General features: G+C 46.0%; 13 protein-coding genes. 1 reads left to right on the forward strand and 12 read right to left on the reverse strand.

Annotation, left to right across the window (positions count from 1 at the left end; translation table 11 throughout):
* Window positions 1-163 precede the first annotated feature (163 nt).
* The 12 genes from QD47_RS14385 to QD47_RS14440 form a co-directional block, all read right to left on the reverse strand.
* The gene (locus tag QD47_RS14385) at window positions 164-439 is read right to left on the reverse strand and encodes a stage VI sporulation protein F (RefSeq protein WP_044646789.1); all 276 of its coding nucleotides are present in this window, start codon (window positions 437-439) and stop codon (window positions 164-166) included.
* A gap of 170 nt (window positions 440-609) precedes the next feature.
* The gene (locus tag QD47_RS14390) at window positions 610-1,650 is read right to left on the reverse strand and encodes an NAD(P)H-dependent glycerol-3-phosphate dehydrogenase (RefSeq protein WP_044646790.1); all 1,041 of its coding nucleotides are present in this window, start codon (window positions 1,648-1,650) and stop codon (window positions 610-612) included.
* A complete protein-coding gene (gene plsY, locus QD47_RS14395) occupies window positions 1,643-2,251 on the reverse strand; it encodes a glycerol-3-phosphate 1-O-acyltransferase PlsY (RefSeq protein ID WP_044646791.1) in 609 nt (202 codons plus the stop codon). Before plsY ends, QD47_RS14390 begins: the two co-directional genes overlap by 8 nt.
* A gap of 11 nt (window positions 2,252-2,262) precedes the next feature.
* On the reverse strand, window positions 2,263-3,585 hold the full coding sequence (der, locus tag QD47_RS14400) for a ribosome biogenesis GTPase Der (protein ID WP_044646792.1): 1,323 nt from the start codon (window positions 3,583-3,585) through the stop codon (window positions 2,263-2,265).
* A gap of 144 nt (window positions 3,586-3,729) precedes the next feature.
* On the reverse strand, window positions 3,730-4,956 hold the full coding sequence (gene rpsA / locus QD47_RS14405) for a 30S ribosomal protein S1 (RefSeq protein WP_044646793.1): 1,227 nt from the start codon (window positions 4,954-4,956) through the stop codon (window positions 3,730-3,732).
* A 119-nt stretch (window positions 4,957-5,075) separates the two neighbouring features.
* Window positions 5,076-5,669, reverse strand: a complete 594-nt coding sequence (locus QD47_RS14410) for a lysophospholipid acyltransferase family protein (protein WP_044646794.1) — start codon at window positions 5,667-5,669, stop codon at window positions 5,076-5,078.
* The gene (gene cmk, locus QD47_RS14415; protein ID WP_044646795.1) at window positions 5,666-6,373 is read right to left on the reverse strand and encodes a (d)CMP kinase; all 708 of its coding nucleotides are present in this window, start codon (window positions 6,371-6,373) and stop codon (window positions 5,666-5,668) included. Before cmk ends, QD47_RS14410 begins: the two co-directional genes overlap by 4 nt.
* Before the next feature lie 132 nt (window positions 6,374-6,505).
* A complete protein-coding gene (locus QD47_RS14420) occupies window positions 6,506-7,162 on the reverse strand; it encodes a flagellar brake protein (protein WP_044646796.1) in 657 nt (218 codons plus the stop codon).
* Between the two features lie 177 nt (window positions 7,163-7,339).
* A complete protein-coding gene (ypeB, locus tag QD47_RS14425; RefSeq protein ID WP_044646797.1) occupies window positions 7,340-8,722 on the reverse strand; it encodes a germination protein YpeB in 1,383 nt (460 codons plus the stop codon).
* Window positions 8,723-8,987: 265 nt separating this feature from the next.
* The gene (prsW, locus tag QD47_RS14430; RefSeq protein ID WP_044646798.1) at window positions 8,988-9,683 is read right to left on the reverse strand and encodes a glutamic-type intramembrane protease PrsW; all 696 of its coding nucleotides are present in this window, start codon (window positions 9,681-9,683) and stop codon (window positions 8,988-8,990) included.
* 87 nt (window positions 9,684-9,770) lie between these two features.
* Window positions 9,771-10,385, reverse strand: a complete 615-nt coding sequence (locus tag QD47_RS14435) for a genetic competence negative regulator (RefSeq protein WP_014282120.1) — start codon at window positions 10,383-10,385, stop codon at window positions 9,771-9,773.
* A 198-nt stretch (window positions 10,386-10,583) separates the two neighbouring features.
* The gene (locus QD47_RS14440) at window positions 10,584-10,961 is read right to left on the reverse strand and encodes a hypothetical protein (RefSeq protein ID WP_044646799.1); all 378 of its coding nucleotides are present in this window, start codon (window positions 10,959-10,961) and stop codon (window positions 10,584-10,586) included.
* Window positions 10,962-11,054: 93 nt separating this feature from the next.
* Here QD47_RS14440 and QD47_RS14445 point away from each other — a divergent pair, with 93 nt between their 5' ends.
* The gene (locus tag QD47_RS14445; protein WP_044646800.1) at window positions 11,055-11,981 is read left to right on the forward strand and encodes a polysaccharide deacetylase family protein; all 927 of its coding nucleotides are present in this window, start codon (window positions 11,055-11,057) and stop codon (window positions 11,979-11,981) included.
* The last annotated feature ends 102 nt before the right edge of the window (window positions 11,982-12,083 follow it).

A 12,083-nucleotide genomic window follows, 5' to 3' on the forward strand; every position in this document is an offset into this window, starting at 1 on the left:
CATCATCCCGTTTCCTGTTGGGCACCATTATAACATGTTATGTATGGCAGTTCGACATTTTATGCATAAGAGAGCAGACGAGAATCTGCTGGAATATATAAAAAAAACCGTGAACCTGTCTGGTTCACGGAGAATGGAACCCACCAGTACACGGCCGGAATTTTTATTTTTTCATCATCATTTTCATCAACCCTTCCATATTGGAAGGACTCATTCCGCTCTTTTTGACGGCACCGACAATATCCCTTACTGTATCTTCCGACACCGGAATGTTGGCCATCGCAGATACCTGCTTTATCAGCTGACGAAGCTGTGCTTCACTTTGAAGCGTGTCCGCCTTCACGGTGCTTGCCAGCTTTTTCACCGCATTTTCAGATATGTTTTTGCCACCTTTTTTGTTAATGGCCTTCAACGCATCTTTCGGAAAGTTTTTACTCACATTCTCCCCTCCTCCGCCATTGCTCAACTCAGTGTATGAATGGTGGAAGCCAAAGGTGATTAAGCTTACGAAAGACATGCCATACGCCTAACTGAAAAAAGCTGTCTCAACCGTAGATAAAATCCACTTGCGAGACAGCCTTTTGTATGTTTTTATGTGCAGCTAAACCTTTATGAATGCCATTGTTCCCATGTTTGCAGAGGCATGACTTCCATTTCGGTTTTCGGATCGCGCCCCATGAGCGCCTCGACGGCCTTGCGGACGTCACGTCCTTCAAATAGTACCCCGTACAGCACTTCCGTAATAGGCATCTGAACGCCCAGCTTTTGCGAGATCGCATAGGCTGCCTTTGTCGTCCGAATGCCTTCTACCACCATGCCCATGGATTCTAGCACATCATCAAGCTTTTGTCCCTGCCCAAGCAGTGAGCCTGCACGCCAGTTACGGCTGTGACGGCTCGTTGCGGTGACGACCAGATCGCCTATACCCGCAAGCCCGGAAAAGGTCAACGGATTGGCTCCCATTTCTACTCCGGCACGGGTAATCTCGGCCAAACCACGGGTCAACAAAGCGGCTTTTGCATTATCACCAAAGCCTAATCCGTCCGACATCCCCGCTCCCAGAGCGATAATGTTCTTCAACGCTCCGGATAACTCCACACCCAACAAATCCCGGTTCGTATATACACGGAAATAGGAGTTCATGAACAGCTCCTGTGCAGCCTGTGCAGCCTTCTCATTAGACGAGGCCACGACAACCGTCGTAGGGCATTTCCGCACTACTTCTTCCGCATGGCTCGGACCGGACAGCACGGCAATATCACCCTCCGCGACTTCCAGCTCTTCTGAAATCACCGTGGACATACGTTTGAGTGTTTCCGTTTCAAAACCTTTAATGGCATGAACAATCAGCATGTCCTTGGTAAAGAATGCTTTCAGACTACGCGCCACCTGACGCGCAGCAGCGGAAGGAGCTACGATTACGACTGCTTTAGCACCGGACACCGCAACTTGCATATCCGTTGTAGCCATAATCCGTTCAGACAGGACAGAACCAGGTAAATAATGCTCATTTGTATGCTTCTCATTGATTTCAGCAGCTTGCTGTTCGTTTCTCGTCCAGACAGAGACATCGTTGTTATTGGCCGCAAGGACGGAAGCCAGAGCTGTTCCCCAACTGCCCGCGACCAGCACAGCTATTTTCTCAGACAAGACGATCTCCTCCTTTGGAGCCAAGCTTGTTTTCTTTGCCCCGTACCAGCTTGGCAATGTTGGTGCGGTGTCTCCACACAGCAAACACACAAATGACCAGAGCCGTCCAGAAGAGCGGCCATGCATAACCAAGTACCAGTAAAATCCAAGGTGTCAAAATGACAAAAATCAGCGAGCCAAGGGATACATAGCGCGTAATTACGATTGCAAGAATCGCAATAATTCCGGCATACAATGCGGGGAGTAAGGCAATCGAGACCAATACACCAATAGCGGTAGCAATACCTTTTCCTCCGCGAAAGTGGAAATATACCGGCCAGTTATGGCCTGCAATCGCCGCAATGCCACACAAACCCGGTAACCAGAATGAATTTCCGCCAAGCCAATGCCCTATCAGCACCGCAACAATCCCTTTAAGTACGTCCAGCAGCAATACCAGTATGGCAGGGCCTTTTCCTAGCACACGCAGCGTATTCGTCGCGCCGGCATTGCCACTTCCATGCTGGCGAATGTCGATTCCTTTTAATTTTCCATACAGCAGACTGAAGCTGACAGAGCCAAGCAAGTAACTGAGTACGATGGCAATGATCTGTAAAATCAACCTATTCGCTCCTAACTTTCGTCAGACTTGCGCCGTGTAAAGATACGAATTGGAGTTCCCTCAAAGTTGAAGGCGGCGCGAATTTTGTTCTCCAGATAACGCTCGTAAGAGAAGTGCATCATTTCCGGATCATTGACGAATACAACCATCGTAGGCGGCTTAACAGCAACCTGAGTCACATAGTTAATACGCAGACGGCGTCCTTTGTCAGTTGGCGGAGGATTAATCGCAACCGCATCGGAAATAACATCGTTCAGCAAATGCGTCTGAATACGCAAGACATGCTGCTGCGCCACATGCTGGACAACAGGGAGCAGCTTTTGCAAGCGCTGCTTTGTTTTCGCAGACAAGAACACAATCGGAGCATAGGTCATAAACAGAAAGTGATCGCGAATTTTAGTTTCAAATTGGCGCATCGTTTTATCGTCCTTATCCACGACATCCCATTTGTTTACAACAAACAGCGAGGCTTTACCCGCTTCATAAGCGTAACCGGCAATGTGCTTATCCTGCTCAATAATACCTTCCTCGCCGTTAATAACGACCAGTACGACATCTGCACGCTCAATAGCACGCATGGCACGCATCACACTATATTTTTCGGTCGTCTCATATACTTTACCACGTTTACGCATACCCGCCGTATCAATCAGTACATACTTCTGACCGTCTTTTTCAAAAGGCGTATCAATTGCATCACGCGTTGTACCTGCAATGTCACTAACAATAACCCGTTCCTCTCCCAGAATGGCGTTAACGAGCGAGGATTTACCTACGTTCGGGCGACCGATCAAGGCAACACGGATCACATCTTCATCATAAATGTCCTCTTCCAGCTCAGGCAAATTGGACGTAATCGCATCCAACAGGTCACCAAGACCTATACCGTGGCTACCGGAAATGGCAATGGGGTCGCCGAATCCATAAGAATAAAATTCATAAATCAGATCCGCACGTGCCAGATTGTCCACCTTGTTTACAGCCACAACAACAGGCTTGCCCGAACGATACAGCATTTGGGCTACCTCTTCATCAGATTGCGTAATCCCTGCCTTCGCATCACTCATGAATACTATAACATCTGCTTCTTCTATAGCTAGTTCGGCTTGCATCCGGATGGATTTCAAGATTTCATCTTCCCCATCAATCTCAATGCCGCCAGTATCAATAATACTGAAGGATTTACCGTTCCACTCCGATATACCATAAATACGGTCACGGGTGATTCCAGGCTTATCTTCCACTATGGATAAACGATCCCCGATAATCCGATTAAAAATGGTGGATTTACCCACATTCGGACGACCGACAATAGCCACAACGGGTCTTGCCATAAATTCACTCCTCCTGTCAATTCTTCCGCTCTCATCATAGCAAAAAACATGCCTGTTAGCGATATTGTCACGTGACAACAATCGGCGAACCCTCTGGGTCCGCCGATGGTGTACGTTATGCTTATAAAGTGTATTGATTCAAACTCATTTAAATTTGTTCAGTTTATCGCCAAAACGTTCGCCAAGCGTAATGCTCAGACCAGAATTGTTCAAGGAAACGTTCGGATTGTTCAGTTCCTCACGAGGTGCGCGGGATGCACGTGGCGCTCTTTCTGCTCTTGGAGCAGCTTCTGGAGCTTCCTCAGTTTCTTTAATGCTCAGGCTAACACGTTTTTCAGTAGGACTCATTTCAAGAATTTTAACCTTAACTTCTTGTCCTTCTTCCAGAACTTCTTGTGGAGTTCCAATGTGTTTGTGGGAAATTTGGGAGATATGAACCAAACCTTCCACGCCAGAAGCGATTTCAACGAATGCACCGAAGTTAACCAGACGTTTAACAACGCCTGTTACAACGTCACCGTTGTTAAATTGTCCAGCAGCAGATTCCCAAGGACCAGGCTGTGCAGCTTTCATGCTCAGGCTGATTTTTCCTTTTTCAGGGTCCACTTTCAGGACTTTCACTTTTACTTGTTCTCCTTCAGAAACCGCATCGGAAGGTTTGTCAACATGAGTCCAGGCAATTTCAGATACGTGAACCAAACCATCCACGCCGCCTACGTCAACGAAAGCACCGAATTGAGTGAGACGTTGAACCGTGCCCACGATTTCTTGTCCTTCTTTCAGCTCAGCCATTACTTTAAGCTTGTTGGCTTCAAATTCTGCTTCCAGAACGTCTTTTTGAGAAAGGATTACTTTGTTGTTCTCACGATCCAGCTCTTTCACGACAACACGCAATGTGCGGCCTTTATAATCGCTGAAATCTTCAACGAAATGGCGTTCTACCATGGATGCAGGGATAAATCCGCGCAGACCCACGTCTACAACGATGCCGCCTTTAACGACATCATTAACAACCACTTCAAATACTTCTTTGCTTTCAAACAGCTGCTCCAGCTTTTCCCAAGCATTTTCACTGTCGATTGCACGTTTGGACAGGACAAGTTTTTCTTTGCCGTCGTCGATGCTGATAATTCTAGCTTCAACCTCTTGGCCTACTTGTACTGCTTCTTCTGCGTTGTCCAAACCAGAAGACAACTCGCGAATTGGAATAATTCCATCGTATTTATATCCAATGCTTACTACCGCTTGGTTATCTTCCAATTTCACGATTGTACCTTTAACGGTGTCACCTTTTTTCAGGGAGACGATTTGATCGAGCTCGTCTTGATTTGCCGCTTCAGCAGCTTCTTGATTTTTAATTTCTTCCGACATGTCAATACCCTCCTCAATTCAAAAAAACCATTTATTTAAACCTGCGCGTAGCAGAGTTCAAAACACTGATAAACTTCTGTTCTAGTTTTCCGAGATTAGACACAATTCATGCAGGCCTTTCAGTTATTCGTAGGCTCGCCGGTTTCTCGCATTGTACGAATACGAGACATAATCTCTTCTGTTGCCAGCTCAAGTGGATCTCCTTCGATAACGGTGCCTTTTTGGTAAGCATCCAAATTAACAGGTTTGCCGTATATCACTTTCGTTTTACGGAAAAGCTTGTAATCACCAACAATGGCGACCGGAACGGCAGCCGCTCCACTACGCAGCGCAAAGCTGGCAGCACCCTTTTTACCGATTCCCCCGGCTCCTCTGGAGCCTTCTGGAAAGATTCCCATAACCTTGCCGTCACGCAAAATGGTCAAGGCCAGCTTAATGGATTCCTTGCTCACACCACCGCGTTTGACCGGAAAAGCTCCCAGCTTGTCAATCAACGGACCAAGTACAGGAGTATTAAATAACTCGGCTTTCGCCATAAAGTGAACCTTTCGATCCAGCAAAATGCCAACTGTCGGAGGGTCCAGATTACTAATATGATTAGAACACAACAGTACTCCGCCCTCAGCAGGAACATTTTCCCTGCCTACAGCCTCAAGTCTGAACAGAAAGCGGTATATGAGACGCAAAATACGGACGCATACAGCATATATCATTGGCTGATCTCTCCATCCTTCGCCGTGGTGCAGTAAGATACAATAGTATCGACGACATCCTGAATGCCCATATGGGTCGTATCCAGCACGATAGCGTCGTCACTGCAACGAAGCGGGGATACCTCCCTCTCCTCATCAAGCTTGTCACGCGCCGCAATGTCACGTTCAAGCTGCTCCAGAGTGATATCATCAGCTCCACTTAGTTCTTTAAACCGGCGAGAAGCACGTTCCTGAACACTTGCGGTCATAAACACCTTGACTTCCGCATCAGGAAGCACAGTAGTTCCAATATCGCGACCATCCATAACGACACCTTTACGCGCGGCCATTTCACGCTGGTTTTCAGTCAAACGCGAACGTAACCCCGCAATACTCGAATACTGTGACACCTTGCCTGTCACTTCCATCGAACGAATCACTGTCGTTACATCTTCCCCGTTACAATAAACCTTTTGGCCTGTAGGGTCCGGTACTAATTCAATCACCAGCTCAGGCACATATTGAAGCACTTTTTGTACATTTTCCGCCGGAATTTCCTTGCGCATCATGTACCACGTTGCTGCCCGGTACATCGCTCCGGTATCTACATAAACGTAAGAAAGTGCTTTCGCTACCAAGCGGGCCACCGTACTTTTCCCTGCACCAGCAGGTCCATCAATGGCTACATTTATTTTATTACTTGAAGATACATGTTGCCTTGCCAACGGGTAATTCCTCCTAACCTAACCTCAAGAAAAAAGCAGGCATTGCCTGCGACGTGAAAATTATACCACACATTCAGAGTTGATGCAAAATGAACGGCAGGTTAACAAAAAAAGAATAAACCGGGATGTTTGCTATCTCCCCCGGAATTCCAACTGACGCTCAAAGCAATATTTGATAAGCTTTTGACGCTCCTGATCAGCAATTTTCTCATATTTCAGCATGATTAGCCTGCGACCATTTTCCATTTGCTGAATACGTACAATTTCGGATTGGAACGGGACATGCTCCTGAGTTCCATTTTTATAAGGGACCAAAATCCAGCAGGACAATGATTCACCTTCTTCCAGGTGATGTGATCCTTGAGTCTGAAAAGAAACGCCTCCACCTCCTATATCATGTGTCTCAGCTACAAACCTTGATTCGTTTAATCCATACTTTACCGCTATTTCCAGGTTGGCCTGAACCCGTAGAAAATTTCGACGCTGAATTTTGCTGATGCTGTCTGGGACAGGCTTGTGAATGCGGACCATCCGGAGCACATCCTCTTTAAAGCCGGTAACGTGGGTATTGAAATAGTTTTTTATCCCGCCCTCGCTCATAAAAAATATCGACAGTTCTTCTCCTAAAAACAGTTTTTTCAGTTGCCCGCTCGTTTGAGACATGGGTATTTCTATTAGAAAGTTCTGGGAATCCTCTTCCGCAATACGTGACTTAAATTCAAAATGTTCATCCGCATGATCGGTACCAGCCACTTGTATGTATAGCACATCATTAATTGTAGGAAACAAACCGCTCACCATCCTTGTCCATTTAAAAGCTTTATTAAGGTATATAATACCACGACTTTGTGCCTATTTTAAGCACTATATTTGTTATAACCATGTCAAAAGCACAAAAAAACCTCCTTAATGAAGGAGGTTTAGCGTGACTAATGGTTCATTTTTACGTATTTACCCTATTTACACTTAAACATTACTTCCAGAAGCCGGTTCATCCGAATCTTTAACTTGCTCAATCGTTTCTTCCATCCCCGTATCAGCGTTAATGTAGATTCGGTAAATGGAACCGTTGATTTTCCCGCCAAATTCGTAACACAGAACCTCTTTGGACAGTTCATTTTCAATCAGTGCTTTCCGGTGATAAGTTTCACGAAACTCAGGGTTCAGCTTCGCACGTGCTGCCTTCACATCCAGCTTAGCCTTCGGAATACGGCGGAGATGGCTGTGCTCGTACACGTAGTCACTCGATTGAAAACCGATCACTTGCCCGTTATCAAGACCGGATCTAACTGTGATTTTTTCTGGATAGATGATCACATCCCCTTTTTGAGTGGCAAATGTGATGTTGGCTAAATTTCCACTTTCATCATAAGAAACAGGCTTCATCCCTGGATATCCCTTACGTTGGAGATACTCACTCGCATAGCGAACCGCCTCATTGCGAGTTGATTTCTTCGGCCCAACCGTTCTCATATCATGGTAAGAAATAAGCTTGCCGCCTTTTTTGGTAAAATCCATGGTGGCTACGGGTTTCTGTTTGTTATACAGGGTAGCTGTATAAGATGCCCATTCCGTGCCTTTACCATTTTCATGGACACGAATTTGGCTTTCCGGTTTCCCGGTAAATTCAGCCGCACTTCGCTTAATTTGCTCCGCGTTCACAGCAGGAAGACTCAGCTTCTTCACAGAACGCTTGTCATAGATGCTAGCTACGGATGGTCCCCAATCCAGCTCCTTATAATTCTCTACTTTTTTGTCTACGGTTTGGAAGCCGTCAATAATGGTGTTGTCCTTAGGCCCGGTCTGGGAGCCTGGCGCTGTATCGACATCCATCCAACGCAAATTTTTGCTGAGGACTTTTTGCCGGACTTCGTGCATATTTTTCGAAATTTCTCTAGAATTAGTGTATAACGTCTTCAGATTCGATAATTCTTTCTCATTCAAAGGCTCGTGATCCAAATCACGGACAGATGTCTGATACGCAAATGCAGATAGATGTGACAACAGATCCTTGGCATGATTAAAAGGCATCACATTGAGCGGCAACTGGTTGACCTCATTTTGAGCCTCGCTTGTAATTCTCCACACATTCATCAGACATTTGCGATGCATGGCGTGTGACGTGTTGTGAACTGCAATAGCGTTCCCGAGTTGTGAATGCAACTGATCCATATGAAACGACAAATCATGAAACGCACGCTGATATTGATTTTCCGCTTTAATCGACATGCTATTTGCCTGAAGAGACACCTCTTTTCTCATCTGGCTTTCCCGATAACCCCACACAAATGCTCCTATCATAATCAGGGTAACAATCGGAAACATTACAGTACTAAGTCGTCTATACATATTGGGAGTCTCCTTTCTTCAAGTACACTAACGATAGTGTGACAAGAAGAATGCTCTCTTATGCATGGTTTTCCATAACTTCGATAATAAACTCACAGTGATCGCAGATACAGCGCTTAAATCCGGTCTGAACACTCCCTTGCTCCATCCGTCCTCTCAGTACGAAACGTTCACCACACCTTTTACAATGTATTCTCACTTTAATACGCAAAAAAAAGACACCTCTTTCTCTAACAGGTTTGTCAGATCAGTGTGCCCCAATTTGTTACATATTAACCTTTTCTTCCCGTTTGAACAGTCGAAATGGAGAGCGGTTGTTGGCCCTACTGATTTTCGCCATCCCTCCATACCAGAGAAATGCCATCAGAGGAATGATAAACCAGATCCAGTCATGCGAAATTGTCGTCAGAATCAGGTCATATATGCCATGCCAGAACCACGGAAGTACCAGTGACAGAAGCAACATATATTTGCTTTTCCAGTCCTCTGAAAACTTGGCCTTCCCCATGTAATAGCCCATCATGACTCCAAACATCGCATGACCGGATACTGGAAGCAATGATCTCATCAGCATCATACTAACAGAAGCGTGGCCTGCCCATGCGTACAACAGATTTTCAACTGTTGCAAATCCAAGCGAGATTGCGGCGGCATACAAAATACCGTCATAAGGTTCATCGAACTCGGTGTGATTATATATAAAGTGGTACAGCAAAAACCATTTGAAAAACTCTTCCACTCCGGCCGAAATGCCGAACACCTGAATTAACGTGTTGTCCCCCAGCCAAAGCAGCAACCCACGTTGAAAAATCATGACAGGCAGTACCACCAAAAAGCCGAGCAAAAACACTTTGATAACCATGTGCAGCGGCTCGGATTCATATCTGTCCTTCAAGTAAAAATACATTAATAAGGCGAGACCCGGCGCAGTTGCTGCCGCTAAAACAGAAAACAGAAGCACCGATCATCCCTCCATAAAAATGAGTCGGCCCTGCATTCAGCGCAGAGCCGACAAAGTCACTTCGATATTACTTTTCTTTAAGCCTCATTAAGAGCGGCTGTCAAAATGAGTGCAGATGACATCAATCGCCTGTTCAGGAATGACCAGCTTGCCATACTCCTCCAGCATTGCCGGTGTTACGGATGAGCCTTCCCCAAATTCAGCAAGAACCGCGATCAAGGCCGCAAGCTTGGGCTCTTCCACTTCTTCCGGTTCCAAATGCAGAATCCATTTTCCTCTATAATGATACAGCTTACCTGCATCCGTGGTGTTACTACGGAGCATGTGAGCCGCTTCTATGAGTACTTCGAAATCGCTAAACGCGTAGACGATGGAATCGCTGTGCTCCAGCGTAACTTCCATTTCATATACTTCCTCCGGAAGCTCATCATCAGGACCCGAACCATATTGCTGGTGGTCGTATTTCCCTCGAGTGACGATAACTACCATGCCCTGAGCAGGAAGCGCAAATACTTCGACAGCTAAAGGTCCCGTGGCGTCGAAGCCCAGCTCACTATATGCCTGATCCATCATTTCGGTGAACAGCTCATGGACTCTTGGAATCTCTTGCCACATGTCGTCTTTTTGAATACCGCGTTCGCTCAAATCATCAAAGGTAAGGAAAATCCGTATCTTGTCCTGGCTTAATCTTTCTATTTTCATACTGGACCCTCCTCCTGGCAGCCGAGTGTTATTAACAGATTATGATGCATTTATGGTGCTTGTGAAGAAAATGGTTCTATGTAATCATGTTATCATTTTATAATCGTAAATGCACGCAATAAAAATGATAAAAAAAAGAATCATTTGAACGGCTTTTACAAAAAAGCCGCAAAATGATTCGGGATAGAGGGTTCCGGGTTACAAACCCGGTACGGCTGTATGAGTTTCTTTCAGGATTTGCTCGACCTCACGCTTAACATCGGGACTGGTGCTGATAAAATCTCTAATCAGCTTCATATTTTCTTCTTTAGTTTGGGCTGTATGGGCGCTATGAGCTGTTGTATCTGTTGTGGAACGGTGATCGTGATCCTTATGGGTGTCTTGCTTGTTAAGCGTAATATCACCCATTCCGGGGAACGCCGCGTCCATCATTTTGGTACGGGCTTTTTGAACCAGATTACCGCCTTTTTTCCCATCCATGTCCATAGATAAGCCTAACATACTGCGGTTACGGGAGATCATAGTGCTCGCCACTGCGCCCAAAACGATTCCCAGGAAAAATGAAGATGTTTTCACAATTAGAACCTCCCTTTGTGGTAGAATCAAGCATAGTGTTCGTCAGCAGAGACAAACTCATACGGTATAAATACAGGAAGGTGAGATGAATTAATGGGTACAAAAACAGCAGCCATTTTGTTGACCGCATGTCTGCTGCTAAGTGCTTGCACTGCGGCCAAGCCAGAATCGGCAGCCACAAGCAATAACCAGACCCAGGCAACGTCTGAAACCAGTGACAACACAGACAAAGGGCAGGGCACAGCTTCTTCCCCAACCAACAGCAGTGAGCAAGCAGGCAGTAATCATGGTAATAACTCAACAGCCCAAACAACGCCGCAAACTGGCAAGACCGTCGCCGACAGCAACGAGGCTACAAATTCAACGGCTACCGTTAACAAAACGTATCATTTGGACAAGGCTTACAACGTGGTTCCTAACCAACAAGGGGCGGAGAAAAAGGTTGTTTTACTAACCTTTGACGACGGACCCAAGGAAGCGGTCATGATCAACAAAATTATTGATATTCTGGACAAGCACAAGGCTAAAGCCATTTTCTTCGTAAACGGTTACCGCGTGAAGGAGCACCCTGAGCTGCTCAAGCTCATACATGACCGTAGGCAGCCTATTGGCAACCATAGCTGGGATCACATCGTGCTAAAGAACAAATCCGAGGCCGAAGTGAAAAAGCAAATTGAATCGGTGCAAAAAATTGTTGAGGAAACAACGGGGCAAACGCCGGTGTTCTTCCGTCCTCCTCATGGTGCAGGTGGGGATGTCGGCCGCAAGGTCGCCAAGGAAAACGGACTTTTATATATGACATGGTCCGTTGGTTCGCTCGATTGGACAATGAAAAAGAGTCAGCCGAATAAAACCGATGCAATTCTCAAGAATGTAACGGAGCAATTGCATCCGGGCAGCAATATTTTAATGCATGAGCTGCCATGGACCACAGAAGCGTTGGATAGCCTGTTGACCCGTCTGGAGCAAAAGGGTTACCAATTTGTCGATCCACAAAGTATTGAGGTGCCTGCCAGCTAACAGGCCCTCGTGCTTCTATTACCGATCCTAAACGATTGCAAAAGAGCCTCCATTTCCCGCAAGTCATATAAGCGGGTAAGGAGGCTCTTTTAGTATACCGTT

The organism is Paenibacillus terrae (assembly GCF_000943545.1).
GTDB classification, from domain to species: Bacteria; Bacillota; Bacilli; order Paenibacillales; family Paenibacillaceae; genus Paenibacillus; species Paenibacillus terrae_A.

Bases quoted from the DNA above. Each gene is read 5' to 3' on its own strand.
- ypeB (WP_044646797.1), bottom strand. From the start codon at position 8,722: ATGTATAGACGACTTAGTACTGTAATGTTTCCGATTGTTACCCTGATT.
- QD47_RS14445 (WP_044646800.1), top strand. From the start codon at position 11,055: ATGGGTACAAAAACAGCAGCCATTTTGTTGACCGCATGTCTGCTGCTA.
- rpsA (WP_044646793.1), bottom strand. From the start codon at position 4,956: ATGTCGGAAGAAATTAAAAATCAAGAAGCTGCTGAAGCGGCAAATCAA.
- QD47_RS14435 (WP_014282120.1), bottom strand. From the start codon at position 10,385: ATGAAAATAGAAAGATTAAGCCAGGACAAGATACGGATTTTCCTTACC.
- der (WP_044646792.1), bottom strand. From the start codon at position 3,585: ATGGCAAGACCCGTTGTGGCTATTGTCGGTCGTCCGAATGTGGGTAAA.
- QD47_RS14410 (WP_044646794.1), bottom strand. From the start codon at position 5,669: ATGATATATGCTGTATGCGTCCGTATTTTGCGTCTCATATACCGCTTT.